This is a genomic window from Pelosinus sp. sgz500959 (assembly GCF_042610375.1).
In the GTDB taxonomy this organism is placed as follows: domain Bacteria; phylum Bacillota; class Negativicutes; order DSM-13327; family DSM-13327; genus CTSoil-075.
In genome coordinates, this window is sequence record NZ_JBGJZL010000001.1 from 298912 (window position 1) to 319106 (window position 20195).

A 20195-nucleotide genomic window follows, 5' to 3' on the forward strand; every position below is an offset into this window, starting at 1 on the left:
CACCACCTTAAATGATCTGTAAATCAGCATGCAATGCACCAGCGGCTTTCATTGCTTGCAGTATAGAAATAATATCCCTTGGCGTAGCACCAATCGCATTGAGAGCATTGACTACATCGCCTACATTTGCCGTCGCAGGTAATACCATAACATTTGCCTTATCTTCTTTTACATCAACAGTTGTATTATTAGTAGGAGTTGTGACTCCACCTGATAGGGGAGGTGGCTGAGATACATTTTGAGTATTTGAAATACGGACGCTAAGTCCCCCTTGAGCAACCGCCACTTCATCAATAGACACATTAGATCCCATTACAATCGTCCCTGTACGTTCATTAATCACAATTTTAGCAATCTGATCAGGATTTATATACAATTCTTCAAGAGCAGCGATAAATGCTACTAAGTTACCGTTATACTGAGTCGGTACAGTCACTACAATCGTCCCAGGATCACGAGCAAGAGATATACTCCCAAACTGATTATCGATCGCTGCACTCACACGATTAGCCGTCGTAAAATCAGGTTGATTTAATGATAATGTAATGGAACCATTATTCACAAGTTGGACAGGTACATCACGTTCTACAATTGCTCCATTGGTCGTCATGCCCACAGTAGGAAAATTTTTCGACTGACTGCTACCACCGCCACCTGCGGAAAAACCACCTGTCGAAACAGGACCTTGTCCTACAGCATACACTTGTCCATTACCTGCACGAAGAGGTGTTTGTAATAGCACTCCTCCTTGTAGACTTTTAGCATCACCCATGGATGAAATCGTCATATCGATTTTATCACCAGGTTTAACAAATGCAGGAAGCTCTGCAGTCACCATAACAGCGGCGACATTTTTGGCCTGCATTTGAGCTGCACTCACTGTCACGCCAAAAGTCTTGAGCATACTGGCCAAAGATTGCATAGTTTGAAAGGTTTTATTAGAATCTCCAGTACCATTAAGCCCCATCACTAATCCATATCCTACCAATTGATTAGATCGTACGCCCTGTACTTTTGCCACATCTTTAATCCGCGTCACCGAACTAGATGCCGCAAACACAGTTGACATGATCGTTATAAGACAGAAAACAATGGCAAAGATCATTGATAATTTACGCATGATATGCCTCCATTTTAAAACAAAAAGTTAAATAGCTGGCCCAAAATTCCTTGGCGCTGTTTGTTGGCAATTGGACCGCTACCATCAACTTTAATTTTAGCATCACCGATGGAAGAGGATAAGACAGTATTGTCCGTTGTAATATCTTCGGCACGTACAATGCCTGAAACTGTTATCTTTTGTTCTTCACCATTTTGCTTAATACTTTGAGTCCCAGAGATCATTAAACTGCCATTTTCTTTGACTTCAATGACTTGTGCCGTCATTCGTGCAGTCACAGTATTGGTGTTGTTAATTGAACCATTGGCACTAAATGAATCCGTATTGGCAGAACTAGCACTTGCAATTCCATGAAAAATTCCTGTACCCGCGCTCATGTCAGTTTTAGAGGTTTTAGTATTAGCAGCTTTGCCAACACGATTCGCTGTTGACGTTTCATTAATAATGACTGTAATAGTGTCTCCCACAGCATGAGCTTTACGATCACTATACATATTGATCGTTGCCCCTCCTGCATCACTCCATAAAGACATGGCTGAGGCAGAAGGAATGCCTGGCACTACTAAATATAGGAAACCTAACACCATACATAAAAAAACTTTTGTTAGGTTAGACATCTTTGACACCTTCACTTTCGGATAAAGTTTGTTTGAAAATGGCTTTCAATCAGCCTTACTTACTACTATAAGTTAATACCTGCACGGTACCTTCGTCCAAAACTTTCGCTGAAATAAACTTATTAGAATTGACATTTTGTATCCGAATGAGTTGACCTTCATAACCGTCTTGCATAGCCTTCCCAGCAACAGCGATTTCCATACCATTCATCCGAGCAATGATCGTAACCAGACTGCCACGTTTAATCAATATGGGTTTATTGACCATTAGATCAGTCAAAACCATGCCTGGTGTTAACGGTCGTCGCGTTTCCAATCCTATGACTTTGCTTATATCTGTCAAATATCCTTTTGCTAAACGACCTGTATCCATTCGTTCATAACGTAATTTTTCACTGGTAAGAATTTCACCTTGCCTTACCTGGCTAGCGACTACTGCCACTTGTCGATATAAACTTACATCAAATCGCAGACTCATTGCAGTAAAAATCTGTCCATTCACGTTCACAGCCATTCGTACGCTCGTGGGAGTATTATACCGAATACCATAAGGCAAGGAACTTATGAGTACACAATCACCGACAGGGGCTATAATATCCTGTACATTGCCAATTGAACGTATACTTACATCATCATTGCTAATGCTCGGTCCAATCTGTTCCCTTATAGTCTTTATCCCTTTATCAATAACAACTTGTCCATGGATGGTCTGAAAATTTGTTGTGATTGTAACCGTTTCAGGAATATTATAGGTAATATGGCTTACATCAAAACCTGTCGCCGCTAAACGCATTTCTAGAAGTTCTCGCGTTAAAACCATATGACTACCAGGCGATGGCGCACTCCCTATTTTGAGTTGTCCCAGACGGTTCATCCGTTCACCGTCATCCCCTTTAATATCAGCAATTTCTGCAAGGGTCATGAGGGGTCCATTAACCTTTACCTCAGCCGGTATGGTCATAGTGATCCCTTCAGCAAATGCATACCCCATAAGTAAGCCTAATTGTAAAAAAAAGAGTAAACAGACTCGATTCAACATCGCTTTCATCTAACGTTTCAAATTAGCAGCCGTTTCTAACATTGTATCTGATGTCGTAATGGCTTTTGAATTGATTTCATAAGCTCGTTGCGCCACGATCATATTCACCATTTCTTCAACAACTTGAACATTAGACATTTCAAGATATTTTTGTTGAATGGTCCCTGCACCATCTGTACCTGGGTTGGTAACAACGGCCGCACCTGATGCCGCTGTCTCTTTTAATAAATTGCGTCCCATATTATCAAGACCAGATGGATTTACAAAACGAGCAATTTGCAATTGACCTAATTCTTGTGGTTCAGTCTGTCCTGGAATGGTTGCCGTCACCAAACCACTAGCAGAGATTGTCAGATCTGTTGCAGTTGCTGGAATGGTAATAGCAGGTTCTAAAGGGTAGCCTTCCGAGGTCACAATTCGCCCCTGTGAATCTTTTTTAAATGCACCATCTCGGGTATAAGAAAAAGTACCATCTGGCATGCTAATTTGAAAAAATCCATCATTTTCAATCGCCATATCTAAGGTATTACCTGTTGATTGAAAACTTCCCTCTGTATAAATCTTTTGTGTCGCTACTTGGCGTACACCACTTCCAATTTGTATGCCTGTTGGTATTTGATTGTCACCGCCAGTCGCTGCGCCCGCTTGACGCATATTCTGATACATCAAATCCTGAAAATCAGTACGACTTTTTTTATAACCTGTTGTATTGGCATTCGCCATATTATTGGAAATAACGTCAATATTAGCCTGCTGAGCAACCATTCCAGATGCAGCTGTCCATAATGATCTCATCATAATAAACTTTTCCCCCTATATGTATAAATTAAAACCGTCGTTATACAATCATCGATTGTCACTAAAAATTTCAAGATTATCATGCTTATCTATACTTATCGTAATAACAGGTGACTAAAATAAGTGGAAAATGAAGGATTATAATTTTCCGACTTCATTCACAGCCTTATCTAATAATTGATCATTTGATTGTACGACTTTACCATTCACTTCATAAGCTCGATAATTGGAAATCAAATTAACCATCTCACTGATTACATTTACATTAGACATTTCTAAGAATCCTTGACGGACACCACTTGCGCTTGCTTTTCCTTGTTGCGTTGGTGTTGCAGAGTATAAGCTCGCCCCTTCTTTTGTTAATTGCTTTTCATTATCAAATTCTAAAATTTGAAGTTTCCCCACAAGCTGGTTATCAACTGATATGCGGCCTTCATTATCAACTGCCATCTTGCCACCGGTTATCGTGATCGGACCATTTTCACCAAGTACACGATCACCATCTTGGGTAACAAGTTGATTTCTTGCATTTTTTGCAAAGGTACCATTTCGGGTATAACGAATACCTCGAGGAGTTTCTACGGCAAAAAATCCTTTCCCCTCAATTGCTAGATCAAAATCATTTCCAGTTGTTCTCACAGGTCCCATAGAATGGATCGTCGCGACTTCATCTACTTCAGCCCCTACACCAAGACTACCAATGACTGGCGCCTCTGCGCCATCATTAATACGTGTAATCAGCATACTAGCAAAATCTTTCATCACAGCAACATCTTTTTTAAATCCAGCCGTATTAGCATTCGCTAAATTATTAGAAATAACATCTGTACGCATGGATTCCGCCAACATTCCTGATGCCCCTGTATAAAGACCACGAATCATAAACTCACCCCTTTAATTAGGCTAAGGTGCCTCGTTTTAGAGTTGTTAAACTATCTTCAATCGTTCCTAATGAGTCTAATGCTTTACCTGTACCTAGGGCTACACAAGATAGAGGATCTTCAGCCAAATAGGTTGGAATACCTGTTTCCAATTGAATCAGCTTGTCCAATCCATGGAGCATGGCACCACCACCAGTCATGACAATCCCTCTGTCCATAATATCTGATGATAATTCAGGCGGAGTCGTTTCCAATACTGATTTTACTCGTTGTATAATCAAAGAAACGGATTCACTCAACGCATCAAAAGTCTCACTCGACGTAATCCTCAAGGATTTTGGCAAACCAGACAACAAATCACGGCCACGAATTTCCATGCTTTCATTGCGCCCCGCTTCTAATGCTGTACCAATGTTGACTTTAATTGTTTCTGCTGTCCGTTCACCAATAATCACATTGTATTCTTTTTTAACATAACGTACTAAGGCTTCATCGAATTTATCTCCGCCAATTTTTAGTGATTCACTCACAACAATACCGCCTAAGCTAAGTACTGCTACATCAGTAGTACCACCACCAATATCAACGACCATGGAACCAAATGGCTCAGAAATATCTAAGCCAGCACCAAGAGCTGCTGCCAAAGGTTCTTCAATTAAATAAGTTTTCTTTGCACCAGCTTGCATAGCTGCTTCGAGTACAGCTCTTTTCTCTACAGTTGTTACACCAGAAGGTATGCATACCATGATCCGTGGCTTAAAGAAAACACTCTTACCAGCCACTTTCAAAATAAAATGACGCAACATACTTTCAGTTGTATCATAGTCAGCAATCACTCCGTCACGTAAAGGACGAATCGCAACAATATTACCAGGTGTACGCCCGATCATTGCGCGAGCTTCTTCACCAATTGCTAACACTTTATTGGTATCGCGGTCAATCGCCACGACTGACGGCTCACGCAGTACAATACCTTGACCTTTTATGTATACTAATACGTTAGCTGTTCCCAAATCGACTCCAATGTCCATTGACATTCCAAACATGTATAATCCCCTCTCGTATCTACTATATATTTATCAATATGCATTATTGCATTTAAACGACAAAATCACAAAGAAACACATATATAGTTCCATTTCTTCTACATCATTTCATAAAATCCTCTATTTAATTTTGTTCCTTTACATCTTTATATTTTTTGCGTGTCGCCTCTCCACCGCGAATATGACGCTCAGCTTTATTCTGCTCTAATACGACTCTTACCATATTGGCTAATTTTTTATTGATTAAAGGCAATCGCTCGATCATATCTTTATGGACTGTACTTTTACTAACACCAAAAACACTGGCTGCTTGTCGTACTGTATGTTTGCTATCTAAAATATGTTGGCAAATGTCTAATACTCGTTTACGAATGTAATCTTTCATATACTCTGTGCCCCCTACCCTTACTTTCCTAACATATATATGCGGACAAAGTAAAAAAAAGCACTCGAGTGCCCTTTAAGTAGCTAGATTTTAACTTTTAATCTTCTCTATTCATTGACACTTTTGATTGGTTTAGAACTTAGAACTTGCTCAGCTTTAAATATAAATGTTGGTCTGCTAAGAATGGGATAATGCCTTACATCCCATTCCTAGCAGACCAACATTATAAATGAAAATTTTCTATGTATCTTTATGCGTCCTTCTTTATAGATCTACACTTCAGACAATCCTAACCTAATATATTGCTATTATCTTTCAATAGTATTTACCGTTCTACCATAGCTGTTAGATCGGTCGCAGCTCGCGCCACTTCATCTGATGCTTTCTCGATCTCCTGAGAAGTAGCAGCCAGGCTGGTAACAGCAACAGCAATATTTTCAACTTGTTCAAAATTAACAGTGATTGCTTTTACGATTTGTGTCATTTGTGAAGAGGTCTCCTCCACAGCCTGGCTTACACTACTCATCACTGTAGCTTGCTCAGTCATACTGCTTACAACCTCTTTAGTCGAAGCTGTATTAGCACCAATGAGTTGAGAAATTTCATTGGTCGCCATTCGGCTTTGCTCTGCGAGTTTACGAACTTCATCAGCTACCACGGCAAAACCACGACCTGCCTCACCAGCCCTTGCTGCTTCAATGGCAGCGTTAAGAGCCAAAAGATTCGTCTGATTGGCAATTTCATTGATTGTCTGAACAATATGCACAACTGAACCAGAAGTCGTTTCAAGAGAATTAACTTTGGACTGGGCCTCCTTGTTAGCTCCTATCATAGCAGAAACTTGCTTCAATGTATTCTGAGTGGATTTTTCTCCATCCATCGCTGTAATTCTTGCAGAATTGGCTTCTCCTTTGGCAAGAGTCGATGCTTTTTCAATTTTTAGAGCTGACTGAGCCATTTGAGACGCTGAAGCAGAAGTCTCTTCTGCAGTCGCCGCTAGCATCTGGCTAGCTTCCTGCACTTTTAGCACCAATGCAGACTGCTCACCGATCATCGTTTCTAACTCATCTTTTTTATCCACTTCTTTCGCATAAGCATCAATAAAAGCTTGGTTGACCTCAGCCTCTATGAGTTGCATAACCTTATTAAAGGCACGAAAAATTTCTGTCATATGATGCAAATCTGAACCATATGCCTCAATAATATAGGGCGAAAATGTATCTTTCAAAGCACCGACAGCCAAAATAAACCACTCGGCTGGTAACTTAATTCGATTATGTACTTCACCAATCCGTATTTTATCTGCCAAATATTTTTCATCAATCGTCGTTATACACAAGGTTTTTAAAAAACTACGTAACGTTTGTTTCAATCTTTCAATAGAAGAATGGTGGCGAATAAATGAATCGACTTCTGGTACCTCCGTCAGCCGAGCATAAAAATCATTAGTGATATTATCCAAATTAGCCTCAATTACTGGACAAAGTTCGCTTAAGTATCCTAACGACTGGTTATCAATTTTTAGGAATGCTTTTGCTACGGGTTCATGGGCTGAATAGATACCAGGTTTAGGTTGTGCGAATTTTTTGTTTTTTCCAAACATTATGCAACCTCCTATTTTATCTTCCAATTTGTAAAACACCACAATTAATTAGCAAATCTAACAATATCTGATAAGAAAAGACTTGCCTTGTGCCAAGTCCTTAGACGCAGGCAGAAGACTTAGTCGTTCTTACTTGTAATCGAGAAAGTGCTATACTTTCTGATTACGTAAAGAAAACTTGACTTCGGTCAAGCCCCAGCGCAGACCGAAGTCTTAGTTGCCCTTACTTGTAATCGAGAAAGTGTCCTACTTTCTGATTACGTAAATAAATCATAACATGAATTTTAAGATAAAAATAGAGTAATTCCCTCTTTCCTTACTGTCTATATACTTTTTGAATGCAACCTTTATTTTTTACTTTTATTCCCCCATAGTTGTATAGCTAAACTCATCAGAATGAGCAATACTCCGAATAAGTAAGGTAAATCAATATGAATATCAAAAAGAATACCTGCGATGGATGGACCGATAATAATACCAAGACTCGTATAAGCATTATTCATACCGGCGACAAAACCTTGTTCTTTCCCTGCCATTTTTGATAACAGCGTATTGAGAGCTGGACGCAAAATAGATGTAAAAGAGATGAAGAGAGTTGTCACAATTAATACATACCAAAAGGATCCTGAAAGTAACATGAGTGCCAAAGATCCTGCTGATAAGAAAAGGCTTATCGTAATGACTGGTTTCTCCCCAAATTTTCGCAACAGCCAATCAATCAAGAGTGCTTGAATGACAACACCCATTAGCGCACCAACTGTAAAGAGGATAGCGATATCTTTGGGCGTAAATCCATATTTTACATTTGCATATAAACCAAAAACTACTTCAACGCTCACGAGTCCAAAAGTCAAAATAAAAATAAGCATTAATAGATACAAGTAGGGAGATTTAAAAGATAAGATAATTTGCGCAAAAATATGTTCTTTTTTCTTTTGCGAATGTCTGCCTTCCAATTGTTTCTCTCTTGATAACGTTTCCGGTAATATAACTAGTGCAGCCAGCATGGCTAATGCCGATGTAGCCGCTGCTACATAAAAAGGAATACGTAAGCCATATTCAGCAAGAAATCCACCCATCCCTGGTCCGATCACAATACCAAATGACATGGCTGCACCTACCCATCCAAGTCCCTTACCCCGATTTTCTTCGGTGGTACTATCTGCGATATATGCCATGATAGCTGGCGTTGTAAATGCAATGCCAATTCCACCAATTAACCTCGATACATAAAGCATCCATAATTCCTGTGCAGAACCGAAAATATATTGAGAGATACTAAACATACCAATGCCAAAAACAATGATTTTTTTACGTCCATACTGATCAGACCATTCACCTGCGATTGGCGAGAATAAAAATTGCGTTAAACCCATTGCCGATACTAAATAACCAAGAGTAGAACCACTGACTCCAAGTTCTTGGATAAAATTAGGTAGAATGGGAATAATGAGCCCAACCCCAAGTTGAACAATAAACATTGTCATAATTAAGATCAGAATTGGTGCATGTTGTTTACTTAGTTGTATCATGTGTGAGAAATCCTACTTTCATAAGGTTAAAATTAAATACATCATTAGTTACAGAATTTTAATCGACATGAGCGATTTTTATAGTCAATGGAATATTAACTAAAAGTATTGACTTACTTTTTTGGATCAGCTATAATCTTACTTGATCGCGATAATGATAATCATACTCAACTGCACTTGTTATTTATTTGTTTTGACTATTGTCAGTCATAATGATTGAATCGACTATGAACTGACCTGCTCATTATTATAATCGACTGACTGTTGTCAGTCAAATACTTGTAAAATAATTTTCTTACCAATGTTTCTACAGATATTCCATATTTTTATTCCTAATTCAAGGATTCGTGAAGATGCGCGGTTGTAAACTAAAAATGAGGAGAGATTATTTATGAATCTAAAACAAAAAAAATTATTATGCTCACTAATCGGTGGTACTTTGTTATTCAGCATGTCAGGAGTCGGTTCTGCAGCAGAGGCACCAGAGGAAAATTTCAATTTTGATGAGTACGTCGTAACCGCTAGCCGTATGCCAGTAAAAATGTCAGAAGTGGCCGCTAATGTTACAGTTGTTACTCATGACGAAATCGAAAAAGGCAATTTTATTAATGTTCCTGATATTTTGAGAAAAGCCAATGTTACCGTAGAAGATGGGAGTAGTGGTTCTATCCCGTTCTTAAATGGTGATAACCGAGTACTCGTCTTAGTTGACGGCCGCAGAATGAATTGGGATCAAATTGTAACAAGCGCAAGTAAAGGCGGGGTTAATCTTAATAATATCGCCGTTAACAATATTGAACGCATCGAAATCGTCCGCGGCCCATCATCCTCATTGTATGGAAGTGATGCAGTCGGTGGCGTGATCAATATCATTACACGTAAAGCAACAAAAGAAAGTACATCTATTGCTACAGAAGCTGGCAGTTGGGGAATGCGCAGATACAATTTTACAACAGAAAATAAGCTCGAAAATGGTTTTGGTTATATGATCACAGCCGAACATAAAAAACAAGATAATATTGAATATAAAAATGCGCGTACAGGTCAGGTTACTACTCTGCCCCAAAGTTATTTAGAACAAGATAGCATGACCATGCGTCTGGACAAAGACTTAAGTAATGGTCGTTCACTTTCTCTTCAAGTAGAACATACTGATAAAGATTTTGGCTTTGGCGGTACGGCTCCAGGTCAAGCAGCATGGCATTATGAAAATGGTTCTGGAAACTCTAAAGATGATAACATGGCACTCACATATAATCTGGGAGCAGATAATTTCTTCCGCGTCTATCGTAATCACTCTACGGAGAAAGTCTCCTATGACGGATTGACAACAGGATATGATGTTGAGCGGAATGCGACTGGTGCGGAATGGCAACAAAGCAAACAGTTAAATGCTCATCACACGTTAGTCACCGGTGCCGATTGGCGTCAAACTGATTTTAAATATGTGAGCCAGGTCATCGATAATACATATACTACGAAAGCTTTCTTCCTAGAAGATCATTGGCAGCTCCCTAGTAATTGGACGCTTACTCTAGGATCTCGCTATGATAATCATAGTATTATCGGCGACCACATTACTTCACGTTTGACAGCAAATCGTAAAATGAATGATAAAACAAATGTCTTTGCATCATGGGGACAATTTGTAAAATCACCTCAAGTAGAAGATCTGTTCAGTAATACACAATGGTTTATGGGTAATCCTAACCTTCGCCCAGAGACAGGTGAAACAGTAACCATTGGTATCAACACTGAAATAAAAGATGGTACTAAAGTTCAGGCTAGTGTCTTTAGCAGCCGTGTGAAAGATGCCATCGACTATATGTATCCTGCCAATTCTAGAGGATTTGCCTATAACATTGCCAATCAAAAACGACAAGGCTTTGATCTTAACTTGTCACATCAATTTTCTTCTCAGTGGAGTGCTTCAGCAGGTTACTCTTATGTACAAATTAAAAACATGGGTGCAGGTGCAACGGATTATTCCCTCGACCTCAGCAATAGCCAGCCAAACGGTTATCACCTCGGTGTTCAGTATGACCAAGATAAATGGAATGCAGGACTCACTTTGCGCGCAGCAAGTGGACGTAGCCTACAACAATTTACATCTAGTTCCTACATCACTCTTGATATGGTAGCCAACTATAAGATCAATTCTGATACCCGCATATACCTAAAAGGCTATAACTTAACAAACAGAGCCTACGAACTAAAGAGCTTAAGTACTTTCAATGCTTATCTCACTCCTGGTGCCTATCCTATGGCTGCACGCAGCTTCTATATGGGCGTAGAGCATCGCATGTAAGACAAAATAATCGATTAAAAATTTAAAAGGCACCCCTTAGCATAAGTATTGAGAATTTTTTCTACTACTTACGTTAAGGGGTGCAAACTGCTATCATCTTCTATTCTTTCTTCATCCTCAAAGAATTCTATAGAGCTCATCAAAATTTTTCAAGGAGATTCACATTAAAATGACGCAATTAAAAATAGGTGAAATTTTTCAATATGATACTTTTATCAGGAAAAGAAGAAATTTTTTAATTTTAATCCTTGCCCTAACTGCAATGGCCCTACTATCAATTTTGCTGGCTGTTTGCTTAGGAACAGTAAAAATCTCACCTGAGGAATCTTATCAAATCATACTATATAAACTATTTAGCCTAAATATAGGTGATATGATCAATCAAGTATCGCCTTCTCACATGGATATCATCTGGGAGATACGCCTGCCACGGGTGTTAATGTCTGCTATCATCGGATCTGGTCTTGCCATGTGCGGAACAGTCATGCAAGCCTCTGTACAAAATCCTCTAGCTGAGCCTTCTATCCTTGGTATCTCAGCTGGCGCTGCCTTAGGTGCTACTTTTTCAATTTTACTTGGTGGTTCCTCAAAGATATTTTTCGGATTAGGAACGCCCTTTTGGTCTTTCATCGGTGCCTTAGGAGCTTCTTTCTTTGTTTTATTGCTATCTAATATTGGCGGGCGAATGTCTACGGTCAAAATGGTCTTATCTGGCGCGATTGCCAGTGCTCTCTTTATTGCTCTCTCCAATTTTATCGTTTATATTTCCAATAATGCAGAAGGTATACGCAGCGTTACTTTTTGGACAATGGGATCACTCGCCGCTGCTAAATGGGAGAATCTAACTCTACCAGCGGTAGGTATTAGCCTATCCTGCCTATTTTTCCTTTTTCAATCACGTATTCTTAATACCCTACTGTTGGGTGAAGAAGCAGCGATCACTTTGGGTATTGATTTAACTAAAATTCGCCGAATCTATCTCATCATCACAGCTTTAATCACCGGTCTTATTGTTGCTTCTTGTGGCAGTTTCGGTTTTGTTGGACTTGTGATCCCCCATGTCGTACGCGGTTTAGTCGGATCTGATCATAGACGATTATTGCCCGGCAGCATCTTAGTCGGAGCTATTTTTCTAATCTGGGCTGATGTATTGACTCGAGTGATTTTAAAAAGTGGCGAATTACCCATTGGTATTATCACAGCTCTCATTGGGGCACCATTTTTTATCTATATTCTTTTCAAAAACTCTTTTGAGTTTGGGAATAAATAGGATGTGATGTAATGAAAAGATCAAAACTCACGATAATTTTTTTATTGTTTATATTTCTTCTATCCCTAGCAGGCTGCGGGCAACAGACCGTTTCCCTTCCAACTCTGCCTCAACCTTCCAACACCCAGTCTACTATGGCCTATCCCCTCACCATTACGAATTATGATCAGCAAGAAAATTTAGTTTCATATACCTATCAGAAAGCTCCAGAGAGGGTCGTCGTGACTCATCCTGGTGCAACAGAACTTTTATTAGAATTAGGTCTTAAAGATCGCATTTTATCCACAGTAGCTCCTTATGGCGCTCCTCTTGATCGATTAGCAGATCAATATGCTAAGCTTACGATTACGAAAGCTCTGTACGACCCTTCCCAGGAAGAACTGTTAGAAATGCAACCTCATATGATTATGGGTTGGTCCCATCAGTTTAGTTCCCATGCCATTGGCGAGGTAAAAACTTGGCAGGAAAGAGGCGTTGCGACTTACATCATGCCGAGCACCTTAACCAAGACTAACCCCACATTGGAGACTGTTGTCTATGCCTCTATTTCTGATCTTGGCAAAATCTTTAATATCCAAAGTAAAACCGACACTTATATTCAACATGCAAAAGATCGAGTATCTTATGTAGAAAAAAAAGTTAAAGATGTGCCACAAAAGAAAACTGTCTTAGTGTTACAAGACCATTATAATGGAACTTTTTCTTTATATGACAGCCATTATCTCATTAGCCATCTGATCGATATTGCTGGCGGTAAAAATCTCTGCGAAAATCCAGCTTCCTTCGTGGGGGCAGAAAAAGTATTAGCCTTTGACCCTGATGTTATTATATTTGTAACATCGAACCTAAATGATAGTACGAAAGACCTTACAGATAAGGAGGCTATCGACAATTTGCAGGCAATCAAAGAACTGCAGAGCATGAGAGCGATCCGTAAGGGTGACATCATCAATCTTCCTTTCTTTACAGTTAATAATGGTGGAATACGGGCCATTGATGGCATTGAGACAATTGCAAAATCCCTTTATCCTGAACGATTTAAATAAACAGTTTTAAAGGCTAGTAAGCAATCAATGTTTTTTATACTCGATCAATTAAAATTTAGAACATATTGACAACAGAAGTAATCTTATTTAAACTTATAACTGACTTCAGTCAGTTATATAAAGTGAGGTGTTTGATATTTCCAGAATTACTAAAGATCCAGAAGTACGGCAGGCTGAGTTGATGGACGCAGCAGAAGAACTATTTATTTCACTCGGATATCAACAAACGACTGTAAGTACGATTGTAAAAAAAATTGGTGTCGCTCAAGGAACGTTTTATTATTATTTTCCTTCTAAAGAAGGAATTTTAGAAGCCCTTTTTGCCCGTCATGTAAAAAACATGTTGATTGAAGTTCAGTCTTTTTATCTCGATCGCACTACAGTTCTAGAAAAATTACAATTGTTTATCAATCTTTTTTATAAACTGTGTTATCATGATAAGCCTGGATTAATCGCCAACATTTTATACAAAGAAAAACAAGGGGAGTTAATTAATAGACTCTGGAGACAAATGCTCATCACTACGACTCCGATTCTAAAACGTATCATAGAGCAAGGAAACCATGAAGAGGTGACTCATGTCATACATATGGATGAAACCTTTTCTTTTTTTGCCAGTATTATGGCAGCCTTACTCGAAGCAAGTTCACCCTTAGAATTTGGACATGAAGCTGATCCTCAAATTGTAAGAAATAAAATGGACATTGCCGAAAAAATGATTGAAAGTTTATTAGGGGCACCTGCTAACAGTATTCACTTAACTTATCCTGGAATTAGCTAGAAAAGCGAGCTCACCAGAGAGAATATCAACCTTATTAAATAGTAAAAATCCAGCCAAAATTCCTTTTCCTAAGGTGTTTGGCTGGATTTTTTTATAACTACCTTATCACGATTCTATAACTGGAATAGAAATAATTACTGTTGTCCCTTTTCCGATCTCACTATTTATCCTTATTTCACCTTCATGTTTTTTAATGATGTCATAAGTGACACTTAATCCAAGTCCAGTTCCCTTACCTACTGCTTTCGTCGTAAAAAAAGGTTCAAAGATGCGATTCACTATTTCAGGCGGAATGCCTACCCCTGTATCCGCAATAGAGACAAAGATGCGCTTTTCCTGAAACCATGTTTTTACAGATATTTCACCCTGAACCTCAATAGCCTGAGCTGCATTCACTAGTATATTCATAAAAACTTGGTTCAGTTGTCCAAGATTACATTTTGTTAGTGGAATCTCACCAAACTCTTTTTTAAGTGTAGCCTTATATTTTATTTCATTCCATATGATGTTAATCGTACTTGTTATACCTTCATTGATATTGACGATACTCTGTTCATTATCCAATCGGGCAAACCCTTTTAAGTCTTGCACAATGACCTTTACTCGATCCGCACCATGTAAGCTTTCTTTAATTAAATCCTCTGCATCCTGTATGATATATTCAATTTTCATCTTTCGCCGAAAATCTGCCAAATTCTTAACTAGTATAGCTTTATCTTCACCCTCATTTACTTCTGTTTCTCCCTTGACAAGTTTACCCACAACTTCTTCTTGTGTACTTATAAACTGAATCAGTTTTCCAACATAGCTTCGTAAGGATGATAAGTTACTGATGATAAAGGCCATTGGATTATTGATTTCATGAGCCACTCCTGCAGCAAGCTGACCAATAGAAGCCATTTTTTCCTGCTGAATCACTTGAGACTGAGCACCTTTTAAGTCGATATAAGCTTTTTCCAGTTCTACGTTTTTTTCCCCCAGCTGCCCTTCCGTTCGCTTACGTTCAATCACCTCGTTCAGAAGTTCTTCATTGATAGAAATCAATTCTTCATTCATAGCGAATAGTTCCTGGGTTCTTTCTTCTACCTTAGTCTCCATATGCTCATAAGCTATTTTCAACGCTTCTTCAGCATTTTTTTGCTGTCTAATCGTTCTCAGTAACATGATGACAAAAATAATGATCACAGCAGTAATGATTTCGGCCAACATATAATATATGGTAATCCGTTGATTTAAAAACTCTAACACTTCTTCTTTATCTATCCCGACTACCACTACGAGTGGATATTCTTTCAAAGCTTGATAGCTATGAATCCGTTCGATATCATCTACTGGACTTTTCTCAATATAATATCCAACGTCACCGGTTACTAAATTCTCCATTAACGTCATATTTTTCAATTCTTGCCCAATACTCGTATTCTCTCCAGATTGCCTAACCCGTATAATACCATCACGTCCGACTAATTCGATGGACGAATTTTTCACCAAATGAACTTTCTTATAAAATTCATTAAAATAGAAGGGATCTAGTGAAACAACAACAACTCCGCCAAATGATCCATCTGGCTTATTAATACGGCGTGTCATCTGAATTGACCACTTCCCAGAAGATCTGCCTAGTACTGGTTTACTGATATATAGCTGCTTGCTGTCAATATTTTTATGAACCAAAAAATGTTCACGATCCTTTATATTGGACGCTACAAATGGGACTTGACTACTCGCTACTAAATCTCCATTTTCATTTATTATACTCAATAATACAAAAGGCTGGCTTGTAAGCGTCCCTTCACGTATATACTGAGGAATATCAATCATGCTCCCTCCGTTTTCATATTGATACTTTAAAAATAATACGGTTTGATCCATACTTTTAATAATACTTGCTGTATGTTCTTCAAAAGCACGAGAAAAACTAGCGGTATCTTTAATAGCTCCACTAATTTCCATTTCCCGTTCATCTTGAATTTTATAATTAAGTCCTCCCCAGATAAAACAAAGTAAGACGATCGCAAATAACAAACTCCCGATACTGATCTTACGTAACGCTGGTGAATTACCAATAAATGCTTCGATCATAGCCATATTTTTCAACAAATCATCCCCTATCTCATCGATCTTATTCTTAACTTTCAAGTGCAACATTTCAAAAAAACTCCAAATCAATTTCATTCCTTCGATTTGAAGTGATGTCAAGTTTATCTCACAGATAGGTAGATTATTTTAGCTCTAATAGTTACATTTCATTTCGTCATTCTTATACATTTATCCTCTATTGATTCATGAGCAATAAAGGATTTTATAATCAGTGTATTTTCATCAATCGACATGGAAATATCCTTTTATAGAATATACTCACAAAACAACGAGAACTTGGCCTATGCCAAGTTCCCGTTGCTTTGCTTATAATCAAAAAAGCAATATACTGTTGATTCAATTCCGTAATAAAGAACATTCAAATGTACTTTATTGCAGAATCTATTAATTTGTAGCCATCTCTTCATTCTTGGCACTAATAACTAATTTAGGATCAATATATTGCTCATCTTTTTTGATTGTTAAATGTAAATGAGGATAGGGCTCAGCATCACAGCTACCAATTGCACCAATGATCTGCCCAGGACGAATATAACTATCTTTACTAACCGCTATTGTTGATAGTGAACCATAATAGATTGTCCATCTATCATTTTTTATCACGACAGTCAAACCACTCTGAGGATCTCGAATGATGTCCACAACCTGTCCCTTATCAATAGCTTCAACAGCCTGACCAATTGGGGCGTTGATATCAATACCAGTGTGATAACGCCAGTCATGATAGACTTGGTGAAATTGCCAACCAAAATCAACTGCAATTGGCCCTTTCATTGATTTAGAAATTACTAAGGCAGTCTTTTCAGGTATAGGATCAGGTTGCACTGGTGCAATAACATTCTCTTTTGGTACTAGAGCAGAGACTTGCTGTTCAATCTGTTGTTCTGATTGCATCACTGTTCCAGGGTCAGACTTCATACTGACAATAATAATAATCAAGAGTATACATGATAACATGAGCAGTCCAGAGGCAACATAGATCCCTAACCTTGGTCTCGAAACTGCTCCAACAATACGACCACGAAACTTCAAACATAGCGGTATAATCGCTAGTCTTGCAAACTTTAACTTAGGCATACAACCACCTCAAGGTTAGTATACCCATCTTCAGTCTATTCTATATCAGTTAAATTGAATATTACAAATGACAGATTAGCTCTTTTTTCAATGGTGATAGCCTAATAATCCAAGGTCTGACTGTATATTTTTGATGGCAACACCAGTGTAATAGGTTGTGATAATTTGTCGATAATCGTGACCTGCTTTTGCCATGCCATTAGCACCATATTGGCATAGACCAACACCATGACCGTAACCTACAGTATCAAAAATCATTTTTCCATCTTTTATAGCAACATTAAAACGAGTTGAATGTAAATTTAATTTTTCTCGAACAGTAAGTCCTGACACTATTTTATTACCAATACGAATTTGACCGACTCGCCCTGATGGAGTTGTATCAATAATTTGCGTAACACCACTACCATTTTGCATCGCTGCCATTACTTGAGTCTCTGCTCCTAAAAGTTGCTCGATTTCCGTTAATGCAAATTCTTTTCGTTCACGATACCGTGGTGATTTTTCATCCCATGAACACGGAACACTGATTAGATAAGGATAATCGAACCCCCATACTTCTTTGGCGCTCGCCGTACGTTCTCCACTCGTAGAATGAAATACAGCATTAATAAATTCTCCATTGTAAGTCACAACCTCGCCCCTTGTCTCTTCGACTGCTCGATTTATTTTACTCCAATACCGTTCATATTCAGTACCCCACCGTTCCTTTAACTTTTCTGAACTTAGCCAAGCTTGACTTTGCTGATAGTCAGTACTCACATCAGCACCTGGTTTGTCAGCGAGGCCACTACCACCAAACAGTACCATATTTTTCACAGCATAGGTACGAGCTGCAACGGCTTGGGATTTGAGAGCTTCCAATTCAAATTCTCCAGGCATTTCGGCAGCCACTACACCAGCTACATAAGTCTCGAGATTCATCTCAAGGATAGTGCCTTTTTCATGCATATAAACTCTTATGGATACATCTTCACCCTTTCCCGTTTGATGACTTTGTTGCGGATTAAAATGTATTTTTTTCATACTACCGATAATAAGAGCTGGAATTAAAATAACGATCACCACAATCAACAAAACATTATATGCTAGTACTTTGTTCACACACGCCTTCCCTCCTATAGCATTACATAACCACTACATTTTATGCAGGAGAGAAGAGCCCTATGACTAGAATACAAAATTTCATTTCAAAAAATTAAACACAAAGAGCGTGGGGAAAAGAAACTTTAAGATCTTCCTTTCCTCACGCTCTCTATACAGTTCATTGTTTAACTCTTTTTACTTTCTTTTTTGCCGACGCGTCTAATATCCGCACCGATACCGCATAATTTATTGACGAAATCATCATAACCACGATCAATATGATGAAGATAGCCAACTTCTGTTTCTCCGTTCGCTACCAGACCTGCCAAAACCAACGCTGCACCAGCTCGAAGGTCAGTCGCTTTTACTTGGCAGCCAGTTAGCGTTGATAAACCTTCTACCACTGCACTACGCCCGTCAATCTTAATATTGGCACCCATACGTTTTAGTTCATCAACATGCATAAAGCGATTTTCAAATACAGTCTCACTAACGACACTTGTACCATGAGATACTGTAGTCATAGCCATAAACTGAGCCTGCATGTCCGTAGGAAAACCAGGATATGGTAAAGTTTTAATATCAATTGCCTTTAATACACCATTACTCTTTACCCGTATTCCATTCGTATCTTCTTCAATTGTGACCCCAGCTTCTTTGAGTTTGGCAATAACCGGCTTTAAATGCTCCGATAATGCATTTTCAACATATAAATTTCCACCAGTCATGGCAGCTGCTACCATAAATGTGCCTGCTTCAATACGGTCAGGAATAACCTCATAGGTTTTTCCTGTTAACTCAGGGACACCTTCGATTCTAATGACATCTGTACCAGCCCCTCGGATATTAGCACCCATGGTGTTCAAATAATTTGCTAAGTCAACAATCTCAGGTTCATGAGCTGCATTTTCTAAAATCGTTTGTCCTTTAGCCATACTAGCAGCCATCATGATATTTTCCGTCGCTCCTACGCTTGGGAAATCAAGATAAATTCGAGCCCCTGTCAAACCATTGGGTGCTGTGGCTTCAATATAGCCGTGACCAATGTCAATTTTAGCACCTAAGGCTTCAAAACCTTTTAAATGTAAATCAATCGGACGGGTACCAATTGCGCAACCGCCGGGTAATGAAATTTTTGAATGACCATAACGCGCTAATAATGGACCCATAATCAAAAAAGATGCTCGCATTTTACGTACTAATTCATAAGGAGCTTCGCAACTGCTAATGCTGGTACTATCCACAAATAACATATGATCTGCTTTATTATACTGAACTGCTACACCTAAGTGTTTGAGTACTTCCGCAAAAGTGCGTACATCTTCAAGGTCAGGCACTTCTTCAAGTGTACTCGGGGACTTACCAAGTAATGTTGCTGCAATCAAAGGCAGAACTGCATTTTTTGCTCCACTTATTTTTACAGTACCCACTAACTGATTGCCACCGCGGATAACTAATTTCTCCATCAGGTTATATCCTCCCACAAACTCTACTATCTATGCCTAA

General features: G+C 38.7%; 17 protein-coding genes. 4 read left to right on the forward strand and 13 right to left on the reverse strand.

All coding sequences use genetic code 11. From position 1 onward, the window contains the following. Window positions 1-7: 7 nt before the first annotated feature. The 9 genes from ACAN52_RS01240 to ACAN52_RS01280 form a co-directional block, all read right to left on the reverse strand. On the reverse strand, window positions 8-1120 hold the full coding sequence (locus tag ACAN52_RS01240) for a flagellar basal body P-ring protein FlgI (protein WP_378951001.1): 1113 nt from the start codon (window positions 1118-1120) through the stop codon (window positions 8-10). A 14-nt stretch (window positions 1121-1134) separates the two neighbouring features. Further along, window positions 1135-1737, reverse strand: coding sequence for a flagellar basal body L-ring protein FlgH (locus tag ACAN52_RS01245; protein WP_378951004.1), 603 nt, complete (start codon window positions 1735-1737; stop codon window positions 1135-1137). Window positions 1738-1792: 55 nt separating this feature from the next. Further along, a complete protein-coding gene (gene flgA, locus ACAN52_RS01250; protein ID WP_378951007.1) occupies window positions 1793-2728 on the reverse strand; it encodes a flagellar basal body P-ring formation chaperone FlgA in 936 nt (311 codons plus the stop codon). A 57-nt stretch (window positions 2729-2785) separates the two neighbouring features. Further along, window positions 2786-3574: a flagellar basal-body rod protein FlgG gene (gene flgG / locus ACAN52_RS01255; RefSeq protein ID WP_378951010.1), complete on the reverse strand. Its 789-nt coding sequence runs from the start codon at window positions 3572-3574 to the stop codon at window positions 2786-2788. 138 nt (window positions 3575-3712) lie between these two features. Beyond that, window positions 3713-4456 (reverse strand): flagellar basal-body rod protein FlgF, encoded by a 744-nt coding sequence (gene flgF / locus ACAN52_RS01260; protein ID WP_378951013.1) that lies wholly within the window; start codon window positions 4454-4456, stop codon window positions 3713-3715. 16 nt (window positions 4457-4472) lie between these two features. Beyond that, entirely contained in the window at window positions 4473-5501 is a 1029-nt protein-coding gene (locus ACAN52_RS01265; protein WP_378951016.1) for a rod shape-determining protein, read from the reverse strand. Between the two features lie 124 nt (window positions 5502-5625). Continuing rightward, window positions 5626-5886, reverse strand: a complete 261-nt coding sequence (gene spoIIID, locus ACAN52_RS01270; protein WP_378951019.1) for a sporulation transcriptional regulator SpoIIID — start codon at window positions 5884-5886, stop codon at window positions 5626-5628. 325 nt (window positions 5887-6211) lie between these two features. After that, on the reverse strand, window positions 6212-7489 hold the full coding sequence (locus ACAN52_RS01275; protein WP_378951022.1) for a methyl-accepting chemotaxis protein: 1278 nt from the start codon (window positions 7487-7489) through the stop codon (window positions 6212-6214). A 347-nt stretch (window positions 7490-7836) separates the two neighbouring features. Continuing rightward, window positions 7837-9021: an MFS transporter gene (locus ACAN52_RS01280; protein WP_378951025.1), complete on the reverse strand. Its 1185-nt coding sequence runs from the start codon at window positions 9019-9021 to the stop codon at window positions 7837-7839. A gap of 391 nt (window positions 9022-9412) precedes the next feature. On the opposite strand from ACAN52_RS01280, the gene ACAN52_RS01285 reads away from it, so the two are divergent. The 4 genes from ACAN52_RS01285 to ACAN52_RS01300 all read left to right on the forward strand — a co-directional run bounded on the left by ACAN52_RS01285 (window position 9413) and on the right by ACAN52_RS01300 (window position 14426). Further along, entirely contained in the window at window positions 9413-11329 is a 1917-nt protein-coding gene (locus ACAN52_RS01285; RefSeq protein ID WP_378951028.1) for a TonB-dependent receptor plug domain-containing protein, read from the forward strand. Window positions 11330-11498: 169 nt separating this feature from the next. Beyond that, a complete protein-coding gene (locus ACAN52_RS01290; RefSeq protein ID WP_378951031.1) occupies window positions 11499-12599 on the forward strand; it encodes a FecCD family ABC transporter permease in 1101 nt (366 codons plus the stop codon). Window positions 12600-12610: 11 nt separating this feature from the next. Next, window positions 12611-13645 (forward strand): ABC transporter substrate-binding protein, encoded by a 1035-nt coding sequence (locus tag ACAN52_RS01295; RefSeq protein ID WP_378951034.1) that lies wholly within the window; start codon window positions 12611-12613, stop codon window positions 13643-13645. 127 nt (window positions 13646-13772) lie between these two features. Beyond that, complete coding sequence (locus ACAN52_RS01300; protein WP_378951037.1) at window positions 13773-14426, forward strand: TetR/AcrR family transcriptional regulator; 654 nt, start codon at window positions 13773-13775, stop codon at window positions 14424-14426. Between the two features lie 105 nt (window positions 14427-14531). Here ACAN52_RS01300 and ACAN52_RS01305 read toward each other — a convergent pair whose 3' ends face one another. The 4 genes from ACAN52_RS01305 to murA all read right to left on the reverse strand — a co-directional run bounded on the left by ACAN52_RS01305 (window position 14532) and on the right by murA (window position 20155). Next, window positions 14532-16574, reverse strand: a complete 2043-nt coding sequence (locus ACAN52_RS01305) for an ATP-binding protein (RefSeq protein WP_378951040.1) — start codon at window positions 16572-16574, stop codon at window positions 14532-14534. 336 nt (window positions 16575-16910) lie between these two features. Beyond that, the gene (locus tag ACAN52_RS01310; RefSeq protein WP_378951043.1) at window positions 16911-17603 is read right to left on the reverse strand and encodes a M23 family metallopeptidase; all 693 of its coding nucleotides are present in this window, start codon (window positions 17601-17603) and stop codon (window positions 16911-16913) included. A gap of 87 nt (window positions 17604-17690) precedes the next feature. Then, window positions 17691-18707, reverse strand: a complete 1017-nt coding sequence (gene spoIID / locus ACAN52_RS01315; RefSeq protein WP_378951045.1) for a stage II sporulation protein D — start codon at window positions 18705-18707, stop codon at window positions 17691-17693. Between the two features lie 167 nt (window positions 18708-18874). Continuing rightward, on the reverse strand, window positions 18875-20155 hold the full coding sequence (gene murA / locus ACAN52_RS01320; protein ID WP_378951048.1) for a UDP-N-acetylglucosamine 1-carboxyvinyltransferase: 1281 nt from the start codon (window positions 20153-20155) through the stop codon (window positions 18875-18877). Window positions 20156-20195 lie beyond the last annotated feature (40 nt).

Bases quoted from the DNA above. Each gene is read 5' to 3' on its own strand.
- ACAN52_RS01240 (WP_378951001.1), bottom strand. From the start codon at position 1,120: ATGCGTAAATTATCAATGATCTTTGCCATTGTTTTCTGTCTTATAACG.
- ACAN52_RS01245 (WP_378951004.1), bottom strand. From the start codon at position 1,737: ATGTCTAACCTAACAAAAGTTTTTTTATGTATGGTGTTAGGTTTCCTA.
- flgA (WP_378951007.1), bottom strand. From the start codon at position 2,728: ATGGGGTATGCATTTGCTGAAGGGATCACTATGACCATACCGGCTGAG.
- flgG (WP_378951010.1), bottom strand. From the start codon at position 3,574: ATGATGAGATCATTATGGACAGCTGCATCTGGAATGGTTGCTCAGCAG.
- flgF (WP_378951013.1), bottom strand. From the start codon at position 4,456: ATGATTCGTGGTCTTTATACAGGGGCATCAGGAATGTTGGCGGAATCC.
- ACAN52_RS01265 (WP_378951016.1), bottom strand. From the start codon at position 5,501: ATGTTTGGAATGTCAATGGACATTGGAGTCGATTTGGGAACAGCTAAC.
- spoIIID (WP_378951019.1), bottom strand. From the start codon at position 5,886: ATGAAAGATTACATTCGTAAACGAGTATTAGACATTTGCCAACATATT.
- ACAN52_RS01275 (WP_378951022.1), bottom strand. From the start codon at position 7,489: ATGTTTGGAAAAAACAAAAAATTCGCACAACCTAAACCTGGTATCTAT.
- ACAN52_RS01280 (WP_378951025.1), bottom strand. From the start codon at position 9,021: ATGATACAACTAAGTAAACAACATGCACCAATTCTGATCTTAATTATG.
- ACAN52_RS01285 (WP_378951028.1), top strand. From the start codon at position 9,413: ATGAATCTAAAACAAAAAAAATTATTATGCTCACTAATCGGTGGTACT.
- ACAN52_RS01290 (WP_378951031.1), top strand. From the start codon at position 11,499: ATGACGCAATTAAAAATAGGTGAAATTTTTCAATATGATACTTTTATC.
- ACAN52_RS01295 (WP_378951034.1), top strand. From the start codon at position 12,611: ATGAAAAGATCAAAACTCACGATAATTTTTTTATTGTTTATATTTCTT.
- ACAN52_RS01305 (WP_378951040.1), bottom strand. From the start codon at position 16,574: ATGTTGCACTTGAAAGTTAAGAATAAGATCGATGAGATAGGGGATGAT.
- ACAN52_RS01310 (WP_378951043.1), bottom strand. From the start codon at position 17,603: ATGCCTAAGTTAAAGTTTGCAAGACTAGCGATTATACCGCTATGTTTG.
- murA (WP_378951048.1), bottom strand. From the start codon at position 20,155: ATGGAGAAATTAGTTATCCGCGGTGGCAATCAGTTAGTGGGTACTGTA.